This is a genomic window from Novosphingobium aureum (assembly GCF_015865035.1).
GTDB lineage: Bacteria > Pseudomonadota > Alphaproteobacteria > Sphingomonadales > Sphingomonadaceae > Novosphingobium > Novosphingobium aureum.
Map to the genome: position 1 here is coordinate 1,282,832 of NZ_JADZGI010000001.1, position 23,328 is coordinate 1,306,159.

At 66.7% G+C, this 23,328-nt stretch carries 15 protein-coding genes; 8 read left to right on the forward strand and 7 right to left on the reverse strand.

What is annotated here, in order from left to right:
* Position 1: 1 nt before the first annotated feature.
* Entirely contained in the window at positions 2–2,902 is a 2,901-nt protein-coding gene (locus tag I5E68_RS06090) for a M16 family metallopeptidase (protein ID WP_197162067.1), read from the reverse strand.
* A 309-nt stretch (positions 2,903–3,211) separates the two neighbouring features.
* Between I5E68_RS06090 and I5E68_RS06095 the strand changes: the two genes are divergently transcribed.
* On the forward strand, positions 3,212–4,336 hold the full coding sequence (locus tag I5E68_RS06095) for a S8 family serine peptidase (protein WP_197162068.1): 1,125 nt from the start codon (positions 3,212–3,214) through the stop codon (positions 4,334–4,336).
* A gap of 261 nt (positions 4,337–4,597) precedes the next feature.
* Complete coding sequence (gene clpB, locus I5E68_RS06100) at positions 4,598–7,177, forward strand: ATP-dependent chaperone ClpB (protein WP_197162069.1); 2,580 nt, start codon at positions 4,598–4,600, stop codon at positions 7,175–7,177.
* Between the two features lie 149 nt (positions 7,178–7,326).
* On the opposite strand, the gene I5E68_RS06105 is transcribed toward clpB, so the two are convergent.
* The 3 genes from I5E68_RS06105 to I5E68_RS06115 all read right to left on the reverse strand — a co-directional run bounded on the left by I5E68_RS06105 (position 7,327) and on the right by I5E68_RS06115 (position 12,414).
* Complete coding sequence (locus I5E68_RS06105) at positions 7,327–10,440, reverse strand: TonB-dependent receptor domain-containing protein (RefSeq protein ID WP_197162070.1); 3,114 nt, start codon at positions 10,438–10,440, stop codon at positions 7,327–7,329.
* Between the two features lie 529 nt (positions 10,441–10,969).
* On the reverse strand, positions 10,970–11,584 hold the full coding sequence (locus tag I5E68_RS06110; RefSeq protein ID WP_197162071.1) for a hypothetical protein: 615 nt from the start codon (positions 11,582–11,584) through the stop codon (positions 10,970–10,972).
* Positions 11,585–11,691: 107 nt separating this feature from the next.
* Positions 11,692–12,414 (reverse strand): 2OG-Fe(II) oxygenase, encoded by a 723-nt coding sequence (locus I5E68_RS06115; RefSeq protein ID WP_197162073.1) that lies wholly within the window; start codon positions 12,412–12,414, stop codon positions 11,692–11,694.
* 154 nt (positions 12,415–12,568) lie between these two features.
* On the opposite strand from I5E68_RS06115, the gene I5E68_RS06120 reads away from it, so the two are divergent.
* Both I5E68_RS06120 and I5E68_RS06125 read left to right on the forward strand, forming a co-directional pair.
* Entirely contained in the window at positions 12,569–13,300 is a 732-nt protein-coding gene (locus tag I5E68_RS06120) for a 2OG-Fe(II) oxygenase (RefSeq protein WP_197162076.1), read from the forward strand.
* 4 nt (positions 13,301–13,304) lie between these two features.
* Positions 13,305–15,005 carry a 2OG-Fe(II) oxygenase family protein gene (locus I5E68_RS06125; RefSeq protein WP_197162085.1) on the forward strand — a complete coding sequence of 567 codons (1,701 nt, stop codon included), beginning with the start codon at positions 13,305–13,307 and terminating at the stop codon, positions 15,003–15,005.
* 188 nt (positions 15,006–15,193) lie between these two features.
* Here the strand turns inward: I5E68_RS06125 and I5E68_RS06130 are convergent, their stop codons facing one another.
* Entirely contained in the window at positions 15,194–18,028 is a 2,835-nt protein-coding gene (locus tag I5E68_RS06130) for a TonB-dependent receptor domain-containing protein (protein WP_323982102.1), read from the reverse strand.
* Between the two features lie 528 nt (positions 18,029–18,556).
* Between I5E68_RS06130 and I5E68_RS06135 the strand changes: the two genes are divergently transcribed.
* Genes I5E68_RS06135 through I5E68_RS06150 form a run of 4 tightly spaced genes read left to right on the forward strand, consistent with a single transcriptional unit; the run spans position 18,557 to position 21,212 of the window.
* On the forward strand, positions 18,557–19,342 hold the full coding sequence (locus I5E68_RS06135; protein WP_197162089.1) for an SDR family oxidoreductase: 786 nt from the start codon (positions 18,557–18,559) through the stop codon (positions 19,340–19,342).
* A 5-nt stretch (positions 19,343–19,347) separates the two neighbouring features.
* On the forward strand, positions 19,348–20,031 hold the full coding sequence (locus tag I5E68_RS06140; RefSeq protein ID WP_228726852.1) for a TetR family transcriptional regulator: 684 nt from the start codon (positions 19,348–19,350) through the stop codon (positions 20,029–20,031).
* Complete coding sequence (gene mtnP / locus I5E68_RS06145; protein ID WP_197162098.1) at positions 20,021–20,911, forward strand: S-methyl-5'-thioadenosine phosphorylase; 891 nt, start codon at positions 20,021–20,023, stop codon at positions 20,909–20,911. The genes I5E68_RS06140 and mtnP overlap by 11 nt, the downstream gene beginning before the upstream one ends.
* A gap of 19 nt (positions 20,912–20,930) precedes the next feature.
* Complete coding sequence (locus I5E68_RS06150; protein WP_197162100.1) at positions 20,931–21,212, forward strand: hypothetical protein; 282 nt, start codon at positions 20,931–20,933, stop codon at positions 21,210–21,212.
* Positions 21,213–21,319: 107 nt separating this feature from the next.
* On the opposite strand, the gene I5E68_RS06155 is transcribed toward I5E68_RS06150, so the two are convergent.
* Both I5E68_RS06155 and I5E68_RS06160 read right to left on the reverse strand, forming a co-directional pair.
* The gene (locus I5E68_RS06155; RefSeq protein ID WP_197162102.1) at positions 21,320–22,330 is read right to left on the reverse strand and encodes a type II secretion system F family protein; all 1,011 of its coding nucleotides are present in this window, start codon (positions 22,328–22,330) and stop codon (positions 21,320–21,322) included.
* Positions 22,331–22,348: 18 nt separating this feature from the next.
* On the reverse strand, positions 22,349–23,320 hold the full coding sequence (locus I5E68_RS06160; RefSeq protein ID WP_197162104.1) for a type II secretion system F family protein: 972 nt from the start codon (positions 23,318–23,320) through the stop codon (positions 22,349–22,351).
* Positions 23,321–23,328 lie beyond the last annotated feature (8 nt).

The following is a 23,328-nucleotide window of genomic DNA, read 5'->3' on the forward strand; positions in this document are numbered from 1 at the left end:
CTCAATCCTCTCCTTCGCCGCCCGGGGTGACCGGTGCGGGCATAACTTCGACCGGCAGGCCGAGCTCGGCAAGCTGCGGCTCGACCACCGAGCGGTCGCCCACGATAACCCACGTGACGCCCGCAGGCTGCAGGTACTCGCTCGCCGCCTTGCCGATCGCCGCAGCATCGGTCGCGCGGTAGGTCGAGGCGAGCGTCTCGTAGTAGGTGTCGGGACGGCCCAGCGTCTGGTTCTTGCGCAAGGCGCCCTCGACCGAGGCATTGGTCTCGAACTGGTTGGGCAGGCCCCGGATCGCGCCTTCGGTGACGCGCTGGAGTTCCTCGGCCGAGACCGGCTTCTCGGCGGGCAGGGCGGCCATGTCGGCGATGAGCGCGGCGATCGCGGCCCCGGTCTTGTCCGACTGCACCGGCGCGCGCACGATCAGCTCGCGCGGGCCCTTGTTCTGGGTCACGCCCGAATAGACGCCGTAGCTCCAGCCCTTGTCCTCGCGGATGTCGGCGTTGAGGCGCGAGAGGAAGCCGCCGCCCAGCACGTCGTTGGCCAGTTCGAGCGGCTCGGTACCCTTGGCGGTGCCGTCGAGCGCAAGCACGCGACCGGCCATGATCACCGACTGCGGCGAATTGGGGCGGTCGACGAGGATGATCCTTGCCGCAGGCGCCGGGATGGCGGCGTCGAGACGCTTGACCGGCTTGGGCGTCGAGGGCGCCTTCCACTGGCCGAACGCACCTTCGAGTAGCGGCTTGAGCTGCGCCATGGTGACGTCGCCGACCACGGTGATGCGCGCCAGATCGGGGCGCAGCCACTTGGCGTGCGCGGCCTTCATGTCGGCAGGGGTGAGCGCGGCAAGCGACTGCGCATTGCCAAGGCCGTCAGAAGGCTGGGCATAAGGGTGATCGCCGAAGAGCGCGGCATCGAGCGTGCGGCGCGAGAGCGAATTGGGCGAGGTCAGCGCGGCCTGAAGCTGAGCCAGCGAGCTTTCGCGCAGGCGCGAGACCTCGGCATCGGCGAAGGCCGGGTGCAGCACGACGTCGGCCATCAGCGAGAGCGAGGGCGCGAGGTTGGCGGTGAGCGCGGTGAGCGTGACCGAACTGGTGTCGACACCGGCATAGCTCGACACCTTGGCGCCCAGGCGCTCCTGCGCCTCGGCGATGCCGGTCGCATCGAGCGTGTCGGTGCCCTCGTCGAGCATGTCGAGCATCAGGCGCTGCGTACCCGGCGTGTCGAGCGCATCGGCGGCATAGCCTGCGTCGAAGTCCATGGTGAGCTGGACCTTGGGCACCGCGGTGCGGCGCGCGAGCGTGACCGGGATGCCGTTGGACAAGGTCGCGTGCTCGATTGCGGGGAAGGCAAGGTCGCCGATGGTGCCGACAGGCGGCGCCGTGCGCTCGGGGGCAGGGGCGAGCGCGGGTGGCGTTGCATGCGGATCGGGCTGCGGCGAGGGGCTGGTCGCCTCGTCGCCCCATCCGCCCATCGTCGCGCCGTCTTCGGTGCGCTCGCCCGGGATCACGGCGAGCTTGAACACCGGGCGCGAGAGCCACTTGGTCATGACGCTGCGGATCTTCTCGGGGGTAAGCGCGGCCATGGCTTCGAGGTCGTGCTTGTACTTGGCCGGATCGCTTGAATAGGCCTCGCCCTCGGCAAGCGTCGCGCCCTTGCCGCCGAAGCCGCCGACGCGCTCTAGCGCGCCGATCTGGCTGGACAGTGTCGAGACGACCGCGCGGCGCACCTCGTCCTCGCTCGGGCCTTCCTTGAGGTACTTGGCGAGCACCGCATCGAAGGCGGCCTCGGCCTTGGCGCGCTCGACGCCGGGCTTGACCATCATCGCCATCTCGAGCTGGCTGGCCTCCTCGAATACCTGCGCCGCGGCGGTGACCCCGACCGCGAGCTGCGCGCCGCGCACCAGCGCATTGTCGAGCCGCGAGCTGGCGAGACCGCCGAGAATGTGCATGCCGATCTGCAGCGCGGGCGCATCGGCATCGTTGAGGCCGGGGCCGCTCCACGAGCGGGTGAGGCGCATGACGGGGACCTGATCGGTCATGTCGCGCGATATGTCGCGATCGAGCGTGACCGGGCCGGCCGCGACCGGCTTGACCTCGGGGCCGCGCGGGATCGAGCCGAACCACTTCTGGACCTTGGGCCTGGCGGTCGCCGCGTCGATGTCGCCCGAGAGCACCATGACCACGTTGTTGGGCCCGTAGTGATCGGTGAACCACTTGCGCACGTCGCTCAGCGTCGCCGCGTCGAGGTCCGCCATCGAGCCGATGGTGGCGTGGCGATAGGGGTGGCCGACGGGATAGAGATTGTCCGAGACCACGTAGTCGCTCAGGCCGTAGGGCTGGTTGTCGCCCTGCCGCTTCTCGTTCTGGACGACGCCGCGCTGCTGGTCGAGCTTCTCCTGGGTCACCGCCGGGAGCAGGTGGCCCATGCGGTCGCTTTCCATGAACAGCGCGAGATCGAGCGCGGCGGTGGGCACGGTCTCGACGTAATTGGTGCGGTCGTACCAGGTCGAGCCGTTGGTCGGCGTCGAACCTGCCGCCTCGAGCGGGATGTCGAAGTTGGGCACATTGGCCGAGCCGCCGAAGAACAGGTGCTCGTAGAGGTGCGCAAAGCCGGTCTTGCCGCGCGGCTCGTTCTTCGAGCCGACCTCGTAGTAGAGCGTCACGCCCACGATCGGCGCCTTGCGGTCGGTGTGGACGATCGTGGTCAGCCCGTTGTCGAGCTTGAACATCTCGTAGGGGATGTCGACCTGCCTGACGAGCTGCTGCGGCGTGGCCGCCGGGGCCTTGGCGGTGGCCGCTTCGCTCGCCTCGTCGCGGGCGAGGAGCGGGAGCGGAGCAGCGCTCGTCGAAAGGACGAGAGCAGCGGCGAGAGCCTTGAGGCTGGGGGTCGTGGCGATGCGCATTGCATGGGTCTAGCACGTTGATTCCGCTTGGCCAGCGCGACTTTGCGAGCGGTGGGCGCCTTCGCGCAAGAGGCTGCTGGCAAGGTCCGCTGCGTGCCGGGCTTGGTTAACCGCTGCAGTGCACATATGAACATTGCTGCGCTGCGAAGTAACGATCTTCTGTGTGTTGCAACTGCAAACGATGCAAACGCGCAACAATGCTTCGTTAACTTTTACATCTCACTCGACCTGCGCAAGAATCGTTCTAAGCTGCTCCTTCGGCGCGCACCGGAAGAGGCCCGCGCCCAACAGGGAAAGAGGGACAGCGACATGACCAAGACAGCGAGCAGGATCCTTGCCGGCCTCATCGTCAGCAGTGCGATGGCAAGCCCCGCGATGGCGCAGAGCAGCGGCGACATCATCCCCGACAGCTACATCTGCGTGTTCAACGCCAAGGCGGTGAACAAGGGCGCGGTGGTCTCGGAGGCGAAGCGTGCGGCCAATGCCGCCGGCAGGCAGGTCGGGCACGTCTATACCAGCACCATCCGCGGCTTCTCGACGCACATGAACGCCAAGGCGGTGGCGCAGATGCAGGCGCGCAATCCCTCGATCAAGTATTGCGAGGCCGACCGCGTGATCGCGCTCGGCCCGGTGCGCATCGCCAAGGGCAAGCCGGGCGGCGGCTCGAGCGCACCGGCGCAGACCACCCCCTGGGGGATCGACCGGGTCAATGGCGGCGCTGCGGGCAGCTACGCCACCGCGTGGGTGATCGACTCGGGGATCGACGGCTCGCACCCCGACCTCAACGTCGATGCGAACCGTTCGGCCAGCTTCCTGCCGCGCGACAGCTCGTGGGATGACCAGAACGGCCACGGCACCCATGTCGCGGGCACGATCGCCGCGCTCGACAATGCGATCGGCGTGATCGGCGTCGCACCCGGCGCTCCGGTGGTGGCGGTGCGCGTGCTTGACCGTCGCGGCAGCGGCTCCTACTCGGGCGTGATCGCCGGGGTCGACTACGTCGGCGCCAACGGCAAGGCTGGCGACGTCGCCAACATGAGCCTTGGCGGCCCGACCGACACCGCGCTCAACGAGGCGGTGATCGCCGCGGCCTCGAAGGGCGTGCGCTTCACGCTCGCCGCTGGCAACGAGAGCGACAATGCCGCCAACCACTCGCCCGCGAGCGCCAACGGCGCCAACGTCTACACCGTCTCGGCCTTCGCCCAGGGCGACACCTGGGCGAGCTTCTCGAACTACGGCAACCCGCCGATCGACTATGCCGAGCCGGGCGTCTCGATCACCTCGACTTACAAGGACGAAGGCTATGCCACGCTCTCGGGTACCTCGATGGCAGCGCCCCACCTTGCCGGTATCCTGTTGCTGGGCTCGGTGCGCAGCGGTGGCACGGTGAGCGGCGATCCGGCAGGGCCCGCCGATACCATCGGCATCCACTGATCACGCAGCGATCCTCGCGCGGCAATGGTTGCTTCGCGAGACGTGCAAGACGGCGCTCCGGACCGGTCCGGGGCGCCGTTTTTGCGACAATGGCTAACGCGCTTCGTGCCTGCACGGATGAACTTGACCTCGCGCAATTGATTTGCCGCGATTTGCCCCCAGATTGTCAGCGTTGATTTTGCTGATTCAATTTTGCTGCCGCGACCTCTTGTGTTGCAAAAATGCAACACTATATTGGCGGGATCAGGAGGCAAGTTACCCATGAATCTCGAAAAGTTCACTGACCGGGCCAAGGGTTTCCTGCAGGCCGCGCAGACCGTCGCGATCCGCATGAACCACCAGCGCATCACTCCCGAGCACATCGCCAAGGCGCTGCTCGAGGATACCGAGGGCATGGCTTCGGGGCTGATCCAGCGTGCCGGGGGCAATCCCGCCACCGCCACGCAGGGCATCGATGCCGCGCTGGCCAAGATCCCGGCGGTCTCGGGCGGGGGCGCGCAGGGCACGCCCGGGCTCGACAATGAGGCGGTGCGCGTGCTCGACGCTGCCGAACAGGCCGCGACCAAGTCTGGCGACAGCTTCGTCACCGTCGAGCGCATGCTGCTCGGCCTCGTGCTGGCGAGCACCACGGCTGCGGGCAAGGCGCTGGCGGGGGCCGGTCTTTCCGCGCAGGCCCTCGAGGCAGCGATCACCGAACTGCGCGGTGGTCGTACCGCCGACAGCGCCAATGCCGAACAGGCCTACGACGCGATGAAGAAGTATGCGCGCGACCTCACGCAGGCGGCCAGGGACGGCAAGCTCGATCCGGTCATCGGCCGCGACGAGGAAATCCGCCGCACCGTGCAGATCCTCGCGCGCAGGACCAAGAACAACCCCGTCCTCATCGGCGATCCGGGCGTTGGCAAGACCGCCATCGCCGAGGGCCTCGCGCTGCGCATCGCCAATGGCGACGTGCCCGACAGCCTCAAGGACCGCCAGCTCATGGCGCTCGACATGGGCGCGCTGATCGCGGGCGCGAAGTACCGCGGCGAGTTCGAGGAGCGCCTGAAGGCCGTTCTCGACGAAGTGAAGGGTGCCGAAGGGCAGATCATCCTGTTCATCGACGAGATGCACACGCTGATCGGCGCGGGCGCGTCCGAGGGCTCGATGGATGCGGGCAATCTGCTCAAGCCCGCGCTCGCGCGCGGCGAACTGCACTGCATCGGCGCGACCACGCTCGACGAATACCAGAAGTACGTCGAGAAGGACGCTGCGCTCCAGCGCCGCTTTCAGCCGGTCTTCGTCGGCGAGCCGACGGTCGAGGACACCATCTCGATCCTGCGCGGATTGAAGGAGAAGTACGAGCTGCACCATGGCGTGCGCATCACCGACGGTGCGCTGGTGGCGGCGGCGACGCTGTCCAACCGCTACATCACCAACCGCTTCCTGCCCGACAAGGCGATCGACCTCATGGACGAGGCCGCCAGCCGCATCCGCATGGAAGTGGAGAGCAAGCCCGAGGAGATCGAGAAGCTCGACCGGCGCATCATCCAGCTCAAGATCGAGGAACTCTCGCTCGCCAAGGAGAGCGACAGTGCCTCGGCGGACCGGCTGGTGTCCTTGCGCGAGGAACTGGCGAACCTAGAGCAGCAGTCCTCCGAGCTGACCACCCGCTGGCAGAACGAGCGCGACAAGATCGCCGCCGAAGGTAAGGTCAAGGAGCAGCTCGACAAGGCGCGGATCGAACTCGAACAGGCGCAGCGCTCGGGTGATCTCGCCCGCGCGGGCGAGCTGTCCTACGGCACGATCCCGAGCCTAGAGAAGCAGCTCGCCGAAGCGCAGGACCAGAGCGCCAACGCGCTGCTGCGCGAGGAAGTGACCGAGGACGACATCGCGGGCGTGGTCTCCAAGTGGACCGGCGTTCCCGTCGACAAGATGCTCGAGGGCGAGCGCGAAAAGCTGCTCAAGATGGAAGAGGTCATCGGCAAGCGCGTGATCGGCCAGAGCCAGGCCGTGGTCGCGGTGTCGAAGGCGGTGCGCCGTGCGCGTGCGGGCCTGCAGGACCCCAACCGTCCGCTCGGCTCCTTCCTGTTCCTCGGCCCCACGGGTGTCGGCAAGACCGAGCTCACCAAGGCGCTCGCCGAATTCCTGTTCGACGACGACAGCGCGATGGTGCGCATCGACATGAGCGAGTTCATGGAGAAGCACGCGGTGGCCCGCCTGATCGGCGCGCCTCCGGGCTATGTCGGCTACGAGGAAGGCGGCGTGCTGACCGAGGCGGTGCGGCGCAGGCCCTATCAGGTCGTGCTGTTCGACGAGGTCGAGAAGGCGCACCCCGACGTCTTCAACGTGCTGCTGCAGGTGCTCGACGACGGGCGCCTGACCGACGGGCAGGGGCGTCAGGTGGACTTCACCAATACGCTGATCATCCTGACCTCGAACCTGGGCAGCCAGTTCCTCACCACCATCGAGGACGGCAAGGACGTGGAAAGCGTCGAGCCGCAGGTGATGGAAGTGGTGCGCGGGCATTTCCGGCCCGAGTTCCTCAACCGTCTCGACGAGATCATCATGTTCCACCGCCTCGGGCAGGAGCACATGGGACCGATCGTCGAGATCCAGGTGGCGCGCGTGCAGAAGCTGCTCAAGGACCGCAAGATCGTGCTCGATCTGTCGCAGAGCGCCGAGCGCTGGCTGGGCCGGGTCGGCTACGATCCGGTCTACGGCGCACGCCCGCTGAAGCGCGCGGTGCAAAAGTACCTGCAGGACCCGCTCGCCGAGAAGCTGCTCGCGGGCGAGATTCCCGACGGCTCGCTCGTCCACATCGAGGACGGCGACGGCGCGCTGGAAATGAAGGTGGAATGAGGCTGGAGGGGGCCGGGCGGTCGGACTGCCGCCCGTGCCTCCCGATCCGGCCGCGAGACCGCGCGGCACGCCTCCGCCGGGCGGTCGAAAAAGGGCCCCGGGATCGCTCCCGGGGCCCTTTCTTTTTAGCCCTTTGCAGGCGTTCAGGGTCAGTAGTTGACCTTGAAACCGGCGTAGAGATAGCGACCGAAGGTGTCGTACGGATCGCCGCCCGAGGTACCGAGCAGGCCGAACGGCGGCTTCTTGTCGAAGGCGTTGTCCATGCCGAGGTAGAAGTTCAGACGATCGTCGTCCGAGTTAAAGTCGACACGGAAGTTGTGGTAGCTCACCGTCGGGTACCACGCGTCCTCGTACATGTCCGGGTTGTCCGGCGGCAGGGTCGTCAGCTCACCCGGAGTGCAGGTGCCCAGCGAGGTTTCGCCGCTGTTCGGGCACAGACCGGTGTATTCGTTCTGAGCCTCGAACGAACCCTTGGTGGTCTTGCCGATGAGGCGTGCCTGCCAGGTGAAGGCCACCGGGCCCATGTCGTACTTGACGTTGAGCGAGCCGGCCCACTTGGGATCGCCCAGTTCGCTCAGCTGGCGGTTGGGCAGGTACGAGTAGGTCGGGTTGGTGTAGTTGTCGAGCGTGAGCACGCGGGTCACGATCGCGTGCAGGCTCAGCGAGTGGCCATTGTCGAAAGCATGGCGGTACGACAGGTCGAAGTCGATGCCTTCGGTCTTCTGGCTGGCGTAGTTCACCCCGCCCGAAACCACGGCCGGCTCGACGAAGAGACCGGTGGTCGCGTCGCGGTTGATGAGCTGGCAGTACTGGTTATCGATGCCGGTCGGGCTGTTGTAGCACAGGTTCAGGATGTTCTGAGCGCTCAGCGAAGCGATCAGGTCGCTGACCTTGATGTTGTAGTAGTCGACCGAGAGCGCGAGGCCCGGGATCCAGCGCGGCTGGAACACCGCACCGATGGTGAGCGACTTGCCGCGCTCTTCGGTGAGGGTCGAGTTACCGCCCGAGACGTACGGGGTCGACGAAGTGACCGCGAGGCAGTTGCGGAACGGATCGCCCACGTTGCCCGGCACCGACGAGGTCGAGCAGGCCGCGACCAGCTCGGGGTTGTAGGAGGTCGGGACGCCGGCCGCCGCACAGTTGGCTGCACGGTTCGGGTTCTGGCCGATGTTCACGCTGTCGCACGGGTCGGCGAGCTGCGCGAAGTTCTGCGAGAACGGCGAGTACAGGTCGCTCTGCGTCGGGGTACGCACCGAGGTGGCGTAGTTGACGCGGAAGCGCAGGTCCTGGACCGGGGCATAGACACCCGAGATGTTGTAGGCCCAGACCGAGCCGACAGCATTGTTGTAGTCGGACACGCGTGCTGCGCCGCCCACGCTGAGCAGTTCGGCGAAGGGCATGTCGGCCAGGATCGGCACGTTGATTTCGCCGAAGGCTTCCTTGACGGTCATCGCCGGCGGATTGAACGGCTGGATCGCGTTGAGGAAGGTACCGCCGCTGGCAGTCAGCGCATCGAACGATTCCGATGCGGTTTCCTTGCGGTATTCCGCACCCAGCGCGAAGGCGACGGGGCCGCCGGGAAGCTCGAACAGCTTGCCCAAGTCACCCGAGATGCTGCCCGAGGCGATGAACTGCTCCGCCTTGCCGACGCGGTGTGCGGTGGTGTTGACGAAGTCGAGCGCTTCCTGCGAGGGAGCGCCGTAGCCCAGGACGTTGATCGGAACGCAGCCCGGGGCGTCGTTGGCCGGGTTGGCGTCGGCATTGACGCGGCACACGATGTTGCCCGTTGCGTCGCGCACGGCGTCGATCGCGAGGTTGAAACCGGCCGGATTGCCGTCGATGTCGAACAGCAACAGGTTGTTGATCGAGTTCATCTTCGTCTCGAGACGACCGTAGTTGACCGAGAGATCGTACGACCAGGTGTCGAGGAAGTCGCCCTGGACACCGCCGACGATGCGGTAGGTGTCACGCTCGTGCGTTTCGCCGCGACCGCCGAAGTCGATGTTGAAGCGCGAGAGCGGGAAGGTGCCGGTGGCAACATTGGTGCACAGGCCGTAGCTCTGCAGCGTGCCGAGCGCCTGCGCGTTGAGGAACGCGTTGTCGCAGCGCATGGCCGGGCCGCCGACGTAGGTCGGACCGCCGACGAAGAAGCTGGGCTGGCCTTCCTGCAGCGCTTCGATGTGAACGTACTTGGCCTCGACGTAGGGACGGAAAGCGTCGCTGACGTCGAAGTGGGCAAGCATGTTGATGTTGTAGCGCTCGAGACCGGCAGCAAGCTGGCCGGTGTTGCGCAGGGTCGAGCCGTTGCCGCCGATCACGTTGCCGGTGTAGGCGCCAAGATAACGGTCGGGGACATCGACGAAGAGGTCGCCGTCGTTGTCGAAGCGCAGGTACTGGCCCTGACCCAGGCCGCCGACGGTGCCGCCGTCCGAGATCGAGCCGTTGCGCACGCCGCAGACCCGCTGGTAGTCGGGGGTACCGTCCACGACCGGGCTGTCATCGATGTAGTTGTACTGGCAGCGGCCCGAGTAGGCGCCGGTCAGGTAGTCGCGGTCGGTGTAGTAGAGTGGGTTCGACTTGGCGTACTCGGCGGCGATGGCGATGTTGCCACGGCCATCGGCGAAGTTCTTGCCGAAGGTGCCCGAGACGAACAGGTTGCCGCGGTCGCCGCGCGACGAGATGCCGCCCTGGCCCTTGAGCGAGAGGCCCTCGAAGTCGCGCTTGAGCACGAAGTTGACCACGCCGGCAACGGCGTCCGAACCGTAGATCGCCGAGGAACCGCCGGTGACGATGTCGACGCGCTCGAGCAGGTCGACGGGGATCGTGTTGGTGTCGACCAGGTAGTCACCCGGCGAGGAGGTCACGTGGCGGCGGCCGTTGACCAGCACCAGCGTGCGGCTCGTGCCCAGACCGCGAAGGTCGAGCAGGTTGAGGCCGGCGGTGCCGATGAAGCGGGTCGAGTTGCCCTGCGAGTAGGTGGTGCGCAGCGCGGGAAGGTCGTTGAGCGCATCGCCCAGCGAGACGTCACCGACCGAGGTGATTTCCTCGGAGGTGATCGCGGTGACCGGCACCGGTGAATCGAGGTTCGGGCGCGAGATGCGCGAACCGGTCACGACGATGCTGCCGCCAAGGTCGGTGGCTTCGTCGGTCGGTGCGGCAATGTCGTCGGCGTCCTGCGCGAATGCGCTACCGGGCGCGACCAGCCCGGCGATGGTCAGACAGGTCGCGCCGTAGAGCGCGGCCTTGTGGAGTGATGTTCTCACTGGATGTGTCCCCTGTGTGGCATGCCTTCCCGCAGGCTGTGACCCGGAAGCGGAAAGACAAGTTCTTCACGCCGGACAGGCATTTGCATGCACGGCCGACGATGGGGGGATTGATGCCGATGGGGGCGTTGGCATCAATAGAATTTGAGCGATGTTTCAGCTTTGTTGCAGTTGCTGTGATCAATCTGCAACAATCGTGCTTCCGTGAGTATTTCTGATTTGTAAGCATGCGATCATTGTTACACACTTGCGCAACGAATTTCTGCACATAAAATCGTATTCATTGCACAGATATGATCAAAGAAGGCGTGGCTTGGGAATTTAATTACGAAACGCTGAAACCTAGTGTTTTAACTAGGGTAGTTTGGTCTCAAGCAGGCAACAGGTCATCGCCGCGGCTGCACGCCCATCGCGATGTCGGCGCGATCAGCCAGCGTTCGTCAAAAGTGCCGAATCGGTCTGCCTTGCGGCGCGTGCGGACGCAACAGGCCACCTGTTGCAAGGCAGGTCCCCCCGTAATGGGAGAGGCTCAGTTCACGCGGCGGGCCTTGATGCCCATCTGGCCGTTGATGCGCATCCAGTAAGTGCCGAGGGCGGCCTTCTCGAACTCGACCTTCTGTCCGACCTTGGGCGGATTGAGGCCGCGCCGCTTGGTCGTGCTTTCCCACACGGCGTTGCCCTCTGCGATGGTCACCTGCCAGTGCCCGCGCGGCAGCGAGCGCACCGCGGTGATGGTCGAGTTCAGCTTGTCGAGGTCTTCGGGTTGTTCGTCCTGAACGGGCTTGAACAGCGAGACTTCGGGGACCGCGTAGCCGTACAGCGACTTGCGGATGGTCTGGGCTTCCTCGCGGTCCACGACCTTGACCGCGCCTTCCTCGGCGGCGGCGATCAGTTGCTCGCTCTCGCGGTCGAAGCAGGCGAGGCGGGTGGCGTCGTCTGCGATCGACCGGCAGGCCGCGATCCTGTCGAGCGAGCCGGAACGGCCGCTGGCCCCGGTGTCCTGGGCCATTGCCACGCCGGGGACCAGTAGGCTGGCAGCGGCCAGCGCCGCTAACACGGAGACCTTGCGGCGCATGACCAGCAGCCTCGGCTCGCGCTGTGCATGTGCGGTGGAGGCAAGGTGCAGCGCGGGGCGGTCGGTCATGGTGGCAGATCCTGTCGGGAGAGGGGTATGGGCTGGGAGTGCAGGAGCGCGCGCAATGCGTCAAGCGCGCGGAAAGGCAGATGCGCGAAGGGCTGGAGGCTGACGGCTCAGGGCTTGCCTGAGCGCAACCAGCCCGTCACCGAGTAGCGCCGGTAGGCTGCGGCGCGGGTGACTTCGCTGACAGAGTGCATCTGCCCGACGCTAAACAGGTCGAGCGTATTGAACGCGGGCACCACGCCTTCGAACGCGTCCTTGCCCTTGTGTACGAGCAGCAGGCCGCCCCATTCGAGCCGCCAGACCGGATTTAGCCCGAGCACGTAGGCGGCATGGCGGTTCTTGCCGGGGAAGGCATCGTCGTGCCCGGTGAGAAAGTCCCCCGGGGCATAGGCGGTGGCCTGGGCATCGGCAAAGCTGACTTGCGCGCCGCCGGTCACCGTGCGCAGGAAATCGCGCGCCGGGCCTTGCGACATCCACGAGGCGAAGGCGGCGAGCGGGTCGTCGCTCGCGGCACGCGCGGCCTCGTCATCGGGTACGCGCAGGCTCTCGTAGCGATACTGGAAGCCTTGCCGGGCTCCGGCATAGACTGCGGTGTCGAGCTGCGCCGCCTGTTCGGGGCTGAGTGAGGCGCGGGTGGGGCGGTCGAGTTCGACCAGTTTCTCCCCGCTGTTGATCACCTGCTTCCAGTCCTCGCGGTTGCGCAGCATCAGGCGCAGCTGCTCTGCGCATTGCGGCGCGAGGAACCCGGCGATGCGCACGCGCCCATGCTCGGCGAAATGCGCGGCAAGCGCGGACGTATCGAGGTCGGGGGCGAGGGCATAGGCGATCGACATGACCCGCCTCATGGCACGATCGGCCCGGTGGGGCAAAGAGTGAAGCCGGGGCGCGAGGCGAGCATCGCGAACGCTTGGGGCAAATGCCCGGGCGCAGGGGAGAAAAACCCCATCTTACGAAACCCTACCTGCCTGTGCTAACCGGTCGGGGACCATGACTATTACCCTGTTCCAGCTCAATCCCGATATCGACCGCGCGCCCTTGCGCGAGGCCTTTGCCCGCGACGGGCGCGTGCAGGTGCGCGACTTCCTCGTGCCAGAGGCCGCCGCGACCATCCGGCAGGTGCTCGAGCACCAGACCCGCTGGGGCCTTGCCTGTCAGGCCGGTGAGGGCGGGCCGCAGAGCTTTCGCCCCGAGGCGATCGCGGCGATGTCGGCCGACGAGCGTGGTGCGCTGGTGCAGTCACTGCATCGCGCGGCGGCTAGCGGCGAATACGCGGTGCGCTTCAACAATTACCCGATGCTCGATGCCTATCTGCAGGGCTGGGACCGGGGCAGCCCGCAGGACCTGCTGCTCGAGCACATCAATGATCAGCCCTTCCTCGACCTCGCACGCGAGATCTGCTCGATACCCGAGCTGCGCAAGGCCGACGCGCAGGCGACCCTGTTCGCGCCTGGCGATTTCCTCGGCCTGCACACCGACAGCCACGTCGCCGAAGGCTGGCGGGTGGCCTATGTGATGAACTTCGCCGATCCCGAGTGGAAGAGCGACTGGGGCGGCTACCTCAACTTCCTCGACGAGGACGGCGACGTGGTCTGCGGCTGGAAGCCGCGCTTCAACACGCTCAACATGCTCGCCGTGCCGCAGCGTCACGCGGTCTCCTACGTTCCCCCCTTTGCCCCGCCGCATCGCTTTGCGATCACCGGCTGGCTGCGCGACCGGTAAGGCGATGAGCGCGGCACAGGCAGCAAGCCTTCGCGAGGCGGCGCTGGAAGCGGAAAAGGCGGGTCAGGCGGGTGAGGCAGCGCGCCTGTTCGATGCGGCGCTGGCGGCAGCACCCGGCGATGCGCGCCTGCTCAACAGCGCGGGCGGCTGCGCATTGCGCTGCGGTGATGCGCAGCGCGCCGAGACGCTCTACCGCCGGGCCCACGATCTCGCCCCGGGCGATGTCGAGTTCGTGATCAACCTCGCCATCGTCCTCACCCGGCTCGAGCGTGCGCACGAGGCGGTTTCGCTCCTGCGCGCGCGCGAGGCCGAAGGCGGCGGGCAGGCCCGTTACTGGTCGACCCGCGCGGCGAGCGAGCGCGATGCGGGCGACCTGTCTGCGGCTGCTGCGAGTTACGAGCGCTGCCTTGCGCTCGACCCTGCGCATTCGCGCGGTCTCCATGGGCGGGCACGGGTCGCGCTCGAACGCGGGGAACGCGACGCGCCTGCACGCTATGAGGCGGCGCTGCGCGCGCTGCCGGGCGACGGGTCGCTGTGGCTGGGCCGGGCGATGGCGCTCGAGGCCGCCGGGCAATACGAGGAGGCACGGCGCATCGCTGCCGCGCTCAGCGTGCAGATGCCGGCATGGCTCGACGCTCATCGCTATCTTGCCGAACTGCGGCTGAATGCCGGGGAAGGGGAGCAACCCGGAGCGCGCGGCGCTTTTGCCGACCACTACGGTCCAGCAACCCATGCCCTGCCAGAGAACGTCGAACTGGCGCAGGCCTGGTGTTCGGCGCTGGCCGGGGCCGACCGCTACGAGGAAGCGGCGCAGGTCGCGCGCGAGGCGCTGGAGCGGCGCCCGGGCGAGGCATCGCTGGCCTTGTGCGCGGCGATCTACGCCAGCGCGAACGGCGATCTCGATGACGCCGACACGCTTTTCGCACAAGTGCCGGCGGGCGCGCGCTCACCGCTCGAGGAGGGGCGCCACCGGCTGCGGCGCGGGGATTTCCAGCGCGCCGAGGCGCTGCTCGAAGCGGCTCTGGCCCGCGATCCCGGCTCGGTTCCGGCCTGGGCCCTGCGCTCGCTGGCATGGCGCAAGCTGGGCGACGAGCGCGAGGCGTGGCTGCACGGGCAGGAGGGGCTGGTACGCCGCCTGCCGCTGTCGCTGTCGGATGCGCGCTGGGGCGAGATCGTCGCCACGCTCGATGCGCTGCACGACGAATCCATCCATCCCGTGGGCCAGTCGGTGCGCGGGGGCAGCCAGACCCGCGGCGCGCTTTTCGCGCGCACCGAGCCGCCGCTGCGCGACCTGCATGAGGCGATCATGGCGGTAATCGAGCAATATCGTGAAGGGCTACCACCGCGCGATGGCGATCATCCGCTGCTGCGCCACCGCGAGGACTCGCTGGCGATCACCGGTTCGTGGTCGGTGCGGCTGGGGCCGGGCGGGCGACACACCGTCCACATCCACCCGCGCGGGGTGCTCTCCTCCGCGCTCTACGTCTCGCTGCCGCCGCTGGCCGAAGACGCGACCGGCGCCGGGTGCCTCGAGCTGGGCGGTGCGCCGCCGGAAATGGGCATCGATCTCGCGCCGAGCACGGTGATCACGCCGTGCGAGCGTCACCTCGCGCTGTTCCCCAGCACCTTGTTCCATGGCACGCGCCCCTTTGCGAGCGGGCAGCGCATGACCGTGGCCTTCGACGTGACCGCGCACACGCGCTGATCCGCGTCCGGCGCTGCCGGCAGACATCCTCGATCCCGTCGAAAGCGCGGCCCCGGCGACTGGGCCGCGCGCCTTTGCGTGCGACACTCGCTTGCGCACTAGCGCCGCGCGCGATGCGCAAAAGGAAAGGGCGGGAAGCCGAAGCTCCCCGCCCTTCCGGTTTGACTGATCCTCTAGGATCGCGTGCCTTAGAAGGCGACGCGGCCCGAGATGAAGAAGTCGCGGCCAAGAACGTCGTAGACACCCGGGTAGGTGTTGGTCTGTTCCTGGTTGTCGCCCATCGTCGGCGGCTGCTTGTCGAACAGGTTGTTGATACCCATCGTCAGGCCAAAGGTCTCGGTCACGTCGAAGCCGAGCGTGAGGTCGAACAGGTCGTACGCCTTCAGCTTCTCGACGGCGTATTCGGTCGACGGATCGTCGTCGCGAACCGAGCCGAGGTGACGCCAGCGCAGGCTGGTGGTGACCGGGCCGTCCATCCACGTCAGACGCGAGGTCCACTTCCACTCGGGAGTGGGGTTGCCGCAGGCCAGGATGCCGAACTTGCCGGCGCAGTCGTAAGTGACTTCCGGGTTGTCAGCGACCGGGGTGTAGATGTTGCTGATCGTGTAGTTACCGAGCAGGTTGAACGAGACGCGGGCGTCTTCGCTGAACAGGCCGGTGCCGACTGCCTGAACGTAGGTGACTTCGAAGTCGACGCCTTCGACTTCAAGACCGCCAGTGTTGGCGTTCAGGAAGCTCGGCAGGACCTCGCCGTCGAACTGGCCGTTGGCATTACGTGCGCCGACGAAGACCTGGCAGTACGGGCTGCTGACGTCCTGGAACACGTTGTAGCACAAGTCGAGAGCGTTGTTCAGACCGCCACCGAAGGTGCCGATCGCATCCTTGACCTTGATGTTGTACCAGTCGACCGTTGCCGAGAAGCCGGGCAGGAAGGTCGGACGGAACACTGCACCGGCCGTCCACGAGTCCGAGGTTTCTTCGTTCAGCGCGGAGTTGCCGCCGAAGGTGCCCTGGATCTGCGTGTTGAGCTGGATATCTTCGCTCCACAGGCTGCCGGCCGGAACGCCGGTGGCGAGGCAGAGAGCTTCGAGAGTGGCAGTCCGGTCTTCAGGGTCGGTCACGCCGCCGTCGCAGGGATCGGTCGCGCCCGGGAAGCCGACCGAGGCACCGCCGAACAGCTCCTGAACGTTGGGAGCGCGAACCGCGCGCTGGTACTGGCCGCGGAACGTGACATCCGGGATCGGAGCATACTCGAGACCACCGGCATAGGCCCACACGCCGCCAACGGCGCCGAGCGAGTAGTCGGAGTAACGCGCAGCAGCGGTCGCCTCGAGGCGGTAGATGCCCGGAGTATTATTGACCAGCGGAAGGCGCAGCTCGGCGAAGACTTCCTTGACGTTGTAGGAACCTGCGGTCGGCTCACCGGCGTTGAAGCCAATGACGTCGCCCGAGGCCAGCGCGGTGTCGGGAATGAACTCCGAGCTAACCTTGCGGTACTCTGCACCGATTGCGAAGCCGATGTCTTCCGAGCTCATGCCGGTGTTGAACAGCGAACCGCTGATCACGCCGCTGGCAACCTGAAGGCTCGAGCTGTCGCCGTTCTGGGCGAGGATCGAGATCTGGTCGACCATGTCAGGGGTAAGGGTGTTCGGACCGAAGATGTTGATGGCATCGGCCGAACCGTCGAGACCCGCCTGGAACGCCGAACGCGAGATGTTGCCCGCCTGGATGTTCGAGTTACGGGTACGCGAGTACATATAGTACGCGTCGTAGTTCAGGTTCGAGGTGATCTCACCCTTGACGCCGATGAGGGCGCGGAACGCGTTACGCTCGTCGAGCGAGTTGCGTGCACCGGTCTCGGTGACGCGGCGCTGCACGGCCATGCGGACGATACCGTCAGCGTCGGTGTCGAGCTGGTTCATCGCCGCGACGTCGGCTGCCGAGATGAACGGCGAAACGTTGGCGATGTTGATGTTGTAGGTGCCGGTGACCGGGGTCGCGGCAAGCTCGTTGGCAACGCGGTTGTTGACGAAGGTCACCTCGGTGTAAGCCGAGTGGCCATCGGCGAACTCGTAGTCCGCGTAGCCGCCCATGAGGTAGCGCTCCTGCGGCACCATCAGGTAGTTGACGGGGCCGTAGTTGTAGAGGTCGGTGCCGACGCGCGGGCGAGCCGAGCCCGGGGTCTCGTAGTAGCCGCCCGGCGAGCAGAAGACGTTGCCGGTCGGGCAGTCATCCGAACCAAGGACCGAGGTGAAACGGCCGTCGGGGGTGGTCGACGAACCGCCGGGGATGATGCCGCCTTCGTAGTCGTCCCAGTTCACGTTCTCGGAGAACTTGCGGGCCGAGGCGAAGACGCTCTTGCGCTTGTAGTACTCGGCGAAGACGGTGGCGTGACCACGGCCGTCGGCGAATTCCGAACCCATCGCGACATAGGCTTCGAGACGCTGGCCGTCGCCTTCGCCGGTCAGGCCGTACTGGCCACCGGCCTCGACGCCCTGGACGTTCTTGAGGCGGAAGTTGACGACACCGGCGAGGGCGTCCGAACCGTAGACGGCCGAGGCGCCGCCGGTCACGACGTCAACCGACTCGATCAGGAACGAGGGGATGGTGTTGAGATCGACGACCTGGTTGGCGTCGTAGAACATCCAGCGGCGGCCGTTGACGAGCACCATGGTGCGCTCTTCGCCGAGGCCGCGAAGGTTCAGGGTGGCGACACCGCCGCCCGGGTTGTTCGAGAACGAGGTCGTGCCCGGAATGACCTGCGGCAGGTTGTTGATGACGCTTTCGACGTTCACCGCACCCGAGAGGGCGAATTCCTCGCTGTCGACGACGGCGACGGGAGCGGCCGAGTCGAGGTTGCGACGCACGATGCGCGAACCGGTGACGACGATGGCTTCGCCAGCATCGGCCTCGTCCGGCGAATTCGTGCCGTCCTGCGCGTAGGCGTTCGTCGATGCCAGTACGGCGGCAGCCGTCAGGCACGTCGCGCTGCGCAGCGCGGCCTTCTTCAGAATTGCTTTCACGTTATGTGTCCCTTGTTGCTTACGGCTGCCAGACGGGTGCGTGACCAATCCCGAAGAGCGTGCCGGTTGCCGACAGCGCGGCACGCTTGCGCGCGTTGCTGTCATGGCCGCGATTTGTTGCGCCGCAAGGAAGGGGATTCAATCCCATGTTGCGGATGGGGCCAAATTGGAGCGGGCGCTGTGTCATTGCCGCAACACCGATAGGCGGCCATTTTTGCGGTGAACCGAGCTTTCAAGGAATCCTGCGGGCTTTGGCTGAAATCCGGCCTGTGTACTTGTTGCACTTTCATTGCTTTTGTTGCGTTTCGGATGGCTCTGGGGCAACGCCGTTGCGTTTGCACTTGCGGCGAGGGTCGCGGGCATTGACCGGCGCGTGCGAGCGATTTAACCGATTGCTTAAATACAACGCCGCCGCGCGATCACCGTCGATTGGGGCTGTTGCGCTCAGCCGGGCACAGATGTGGCCGGTTGTGGTGCATGGCCTTCCGGCGTGGGACGTGCGTTGCGGCAACAAGGGATCGGGATTCGATGCAGTTGGGTAACTCTGTCTCCGCCGTCGTGACCGGGGGCGCCTCGGGCCTCGGTGCGGCCACCGCGCGCGCACTGGCCGAGAAGGGCGTGCGGGTTGCGATCTTCGACCGCAATGCCGAAGCGGGCGAGGCCGTCGCCGCGCAGATCGGCGGTCGCTTCGTCGAGGTCGACGTCACGGACGATGCGAGCGTGCGGGCAGGTTTCGCCGCCGCGCGCGAGGCGCATGGGCAGGAACGTGTCCTGGTGAACTGTGCCGGGATCGCCCCGGCTGCAAAGACGGTGGGCCGCAACCGCGAGACCGGCGCACGCACGCCGCACGACATGGCGCTGTTCGACAAGGCGATCGCGATCAATCTCGTGGGGACTTTCCGCTGCGTGGCGGTCTCGGCGGCGGGCATGGCAAGCCTCGAGCCGCTCGATGCATCGGGCGCGCGCGGCGCGATCGTCAACACCGCCTCGGTCGCGGCGCAGGACGGGCAGATCGGGCAGGCCGCCTATGCCGCCTCCAAGGGCGGGGTCATGGCGATGACCCTGCCGATTGCGCGCGACCTCATGGGCGATGGCATCCGCGTCAACACGATCCTGCCCGGCATCTTCGAGACCCCGATGATGGCGGGCATGCCCGACGAGGTGCAAAATGCGCTCGCGGCGCAGGTGCCGTTCCCCAAGCGGCTGGGCAAGCCCGAGGAATATGCCCGCCTCGCGCTCTTCATGATCGGCGAGGACTACATGAACGGGGAATCTGTCCGGCTCGACGGCGCGATCCGGATGGGGCCGCGGTAAGGCCGATGGGGGGAAGCGGACCAGCGAAGGGGCGCGGCGCACAGGGCGCCAAGGCGGGCGCTGCGGTCGGCGGCGGCGTCGCTGCGCCGCCGGGCGCGCGCGCCTTGCTGCTCGACACCGCGAGCGCGATCATGCGCGAGGGCGACGTGATCGACATCTCGCTGTCCGAGCTTTCGCTGCGCTCGGGGCTCAATTCCGCATTGGTGAAGTACTACTTCGGCAACAAGGCGGGGCTGCTCAAGGCCCTGCTCGACCGCGACTGGGAGGGCATCGTCACCTCGGTCGACGCGCTCGTCGCCAAGGACGGCTGGTCGCCCGAGGCCAAGCTGCGCCGCCACATCCACAAGGTCGTCGATACTTTCTACGAGGTGCCCTACCTCAACCGCCTGACCATGCGCGTGATCCGCGAGAGCGACGAGGCGGAGGCACGGCGCATCGCCGATTGCTACCTCTCGCCGATGTACCGCGCTTACGAGGCGCTGATCGGCGACGGCGTGCGCGCGGGCGTGTTCCGCGAGATCGACCCGCAGCTGTTCTATTTCACCGTCACCGGCGCGGTCGACCGCTTCTTCTCGGCGCGCCTCGTGCTCAAGCACTGCTTCGATCAGGACACGTTGACCGAGACCCTGCGCGACCGCTATCGCGAGCACTCCATCGACATCATCATGGCAGGTATTCTTGCGCGCTGAAAAATCGACGTCCTGGCACATCGGGGTCATCGGCGGATCGGGTCTCGCGGCCGGCATCGAACTGGAGGATGCGCAGGAGATCGCGGTCGCCAGCCCCTTCGGCGAACCCTCAGGGCCGGTCGTCACCGGACGCATCGGCGAGGTGCGCATGACCTTCCTCGCACGCCACGGCAAGGGGCACGCGATCCCGCCTTCGCGCGTCAACTACCGCGCCAACATCGACGTACTCAAGCGCTGCGGGGTGACCGACGTTGTTGCGCTCTCGGCGATCGGCTCGCTGACCGAGGAGATGGCGCCTGGGCACATGGTGATGGTCGACCAGTTCATCGACCGCACCACGCAGCGCGTCTCCAGCTTCTTCGACACCGGGCTCGTCGCTCACGTCAGCCTCGCCGACCCGGTCTGCGAGCGGCTCAAGGGCCTGCTCGCCGGGGCAGCGGAACTGGCGGGCGGCGAGGTCCACCAGCGCGGAACCTACCTGTGCATCGAGGGGCCGCAATTCTCGACCCGTGCGGAAAGCCTGATGTACCGGGCCTGGGGTGCGCATGTCATCGGCATGACCGGCATGCCTGAGGCGCGCCTCGCGCGCGAGGCCGAGCTGCCCTACGCGATGCTCGGCATGGTGACCGACTACGATTGCTGGCGCGAGGACGAGGCAGGCGTCGAGGTCAGCCATGTGCTCGAGGTCATGCAGGCCAATGCCGAGCTCGCGCGCACTGCGGTGCGCAACCTTGCGCACCACGTGCCGGCAGTGCGCGAGCCGAGCCCGGTCGACACCGCGCTCGAACATGCGCTGATCACCGCGCCCGATGCACGCGATCGCAAGCTGGTCCACAAGCTCGATGCCGTCGCCTGCCGCCTGTTCGGCGAGCGCGACTGAGCCGGGCAGGGATTGTCCGATGGCGCGCAAGTCCCGCAAGAAGCGCTACCTCACCGCGACGATGCCCGACGGCTACGTCAAGACCATCGGCCCCACCGCCGATCCCTTCACGCATTACTGGCGCATCGTCGCCACGCTCGAGAACGGCAAGAGCGAGGTGTTCTGGGGCCACGAGCGCAGTCTGGCCGAGGCGAAGAAGCTGAAAGGTCCCGCGGGCGAGGGCGCGAAGAAGCGCGGCTGGACGGGCTATACCTTCGAGATCGCCGAGCTCGTCGAAAGCGAGGAACCGCCAGCCCCCTGAAGCCAGTGACCGTAGTGTCCTCAAGAGAAAAGCCCCTTCGCGGCAATGCGCGAAGGGGCTTTCCTTGTCCGGACCGGGTGGGCGGAACTTGTCTGTGAAAGAGGATCCTAGTTGCTGCCCGGGCCGTCGCCACCGAAGGCGTCGGCGATCGAGCAGGCGGCTGGGCCGAGAATGACCACGAAGAGCGTGGGCAGGATGAACAGGATCAGCGGCACGGTCATGATCGCGGGCAGGCGCGCGGCCTTTTCCTCGGCGCGCATCATGCGCTCGTTGCGGAACTCGGCCGAGAGCACGCGCAGGGCCGAGGCGAGCGGGGTGCCGTAGCGCTCGGTCTGGACCATGGTCGTGACCACGCCTTTGACCGCATCGAGATCGACGCGCCACGCGAGGTTCTCGAAGGCCTGGCGGCGTTCGGTCAGGAACGAGAGCTCGATCGAGGTGAGCGAGAGTTCGTCGCCCAGTTCCGGGTAGGCGCGGCCCAGTTCGCGCGAGACACGCTCGAACGAGGCGTCGACGGTGAGACCGGCCTCGGCGCAGATGACGAGCAGGTCGAGCGCGTCGGGCAGGCCCTTGCGGATCGCGTCGGTGCGCTTGGTGATGAGGTTCTGGAGGAAGATGTCGGGGCCCTTGTAGCCCGCGAGCAGCATGACCGCGAAGCCGCCGAAGCGCTTGAAGGCGCTCCACTCGGGGAAGTAGTCGACCCAGTAGATCATGATCGCGGCGAAACCGCCCAGTGCGATCGGCGCGACGAGGCGTGCGAAGACCACCGCGACCGCCCACTGCTTGTCGCGGATGCCGGCCTGGGCGAGCTTTTGCTGGATGACCTTGAGCTGGCTGTCCTGGAGCACCTTGAGGCTGCCCAGGATCGCGCTCATGCGATCGGTGGTCTCGTTGCGGCGAACGATGCTCTGGCGCTTGCGCGCGCCGGTGGTGATGCCGGCCTTGAGCTGTTCGCGGCGCGCGTTGAGGGCGCGCACGCGCTTGGCCATCGGGTCGCGCACGGTGATCGCGGTGTAGATCGCGAACATCGTCGCCATCGCCGCCACGGCCGCGAGCAGCGTACCGATGAGGATGACGTCGAAGCCGAGGATCGTGGGACCGGCGGGTTGATCAGGCATGATGTGCACTCTCTCCGGTCAGATTTCGAAGCTGACCATCTTGGCCATGATGAAGGCGCCGATACCCATCCACACGAGGCCGCCCATGCCGGCCACCATCAGGCGCTCGTCGACGAAGAATTCGCCGATGTAGCCCGGGTTGATCCACCAGATCATGGTGAAGACGATGAAGGGCAGGGCGCCGACGATATAGGCCGAGGCCTTCGATTCCGAGCTCATCGCGCGGATCTTGAGTTTCATCTGCGCGCGCTTGCGCAGCACGTCGGACAGGTTGGCGAGCGTCTCGGCGAGGTTGCCGCCGGTCTCGCGCTGGATCGCGAGCGTGATGCAGAAGAAGTTGAATTCGGGCATCGAGAGCCGGTCGGCGGTCTCCTGGAGGGCATCCTCCATGGTCTTGCCGATCTTGATGCGCTCGGTGATGAGCTTGAATTCCTCGCCCACCGGGCCCGGAACTTCCTTGGCGACGACGCCCAGCGTCTCGGTCACCGGCAGGCCCGAACGAAGGCCGCGCACGAGCAGCTCGATCGCATCGGGGAACTTGGTGGTGAAGGAATTGGCGCGCTTGGAGACGAAGTAGTTCACCACCAGGTGCGGCAGTCCGGCTCCCACCAGGAGGCCGATGGCGAGGGCCAGCAGCGCCGCGCCGGTCTTGATGAAGATCAGCAGCGCGATCACCGCGGCAAGGCCGAGCGAGGCATAGAGATACTGCGAGAGCGTCCAGCCCTTGCCCGCACGGTGCAGGCGCAGTTCGAGCGCCTCGATGCGCGAGCCGGAACCCGCGATGGCGTGGAGCTTGGGCTTGCGCGCGGCAACTGCCTTGCGCATCTGCGCTTCGACCCGGTCGTTGGTGCTCTGCGAATGGCGGAAGCGCACGGCTTTCAGGCGCCGTGCCGATTCCTTCGTCGGCGAGGGACCGGACAGGAGCAGGAAGCCCAGGACCATGACGGTCATCAGGCCAAGCGCCACGAACAGGAGCTGAACCGGGATCATCGTGCGTT

Coding starts and splice junctions, on each gene's coding strand:
- I5E68_RS06120 (WP_197162076.1), top strand. CDS start 12,569: ATGACTATTACCCTGTTCCAGCTCAATCCCGATATCGACCGCGCGCCC.
- I5E68_RS06115 (WP_197162073.1), bottom strand. CDS start 12,414: ATGTCGATCGCCTATGCCCTCGCCCCCGACCTCGATACGTCCGCGCTT.
- I5E68_RS06155 (WP_197162102.1), bottom strand. CDS start 22,330: ATGCCTGATCAACCCGCCGGTCCCACGATCCTCGGCTTCGACGTCATC.
- I5E68_RS06125 (WP_197162085.1), top strand. CDS start 13,305: ATGAGCGCGGCACAGGCAGCAAGCCTTCGCGAGGCGGCGCTGGAAGCG.
- I5E68_RS06160 (WP_197162104.1), bottom strand. CDS start 23,320: ATGATCCCGGTTCAGCTCCTGTTCGTGGCGCTTGGCCTGATGACCGTC.
- I5E68_RS06140 (WP_228726852.1), top strand. CDS start 19,348: ATGGGGGGAAGCGGACCAGCGAAGGGGCGCGGCGCACAGGGCGCCAAG.
- I5E68_RS06110 (WP_197162071.1), bottom strand. CDS start 11,584: ATGACCGACCGCCCCGCGCTGCACCTTGCCTCCACCGCACATGCACAG.
- I5E68_RS06090 (WP_197162067.1), bottom strand. CDS start 2,902: ATGCGCATCGCCACGACCCCCAGCCTCAAGGCTCTCGCCGCTGCTCTC.
- clpB (WP_197162069.1), top strand. CDS start 4,598: ATGAATCTCGAAAAGTTCACTGACCGGGCCAAGGGTTTCCTGCAGGCC.
- I5E68_RS06135 (WP_197162089.1), top strand. CDS start 18,557: ATGCAGTTGGGTAACTCTGTCTCCGCCGTCGTGACCGGGGGCGCCTCG.
- I5E68_RS06095 (WP_197162068.1), top strand. CDS start 3,212: ATGACCAAGACAGCGAGCAGGATCCTTGCCGGCCTCATCGTCAGCAGT.
- I5E68_RS06150 (WP_197162100.1), top strand. CDS start 20,931: ATGGCGCGCAAGTCCCGCAAGAAGCGCTACCTCACCGCGACGATGCCC.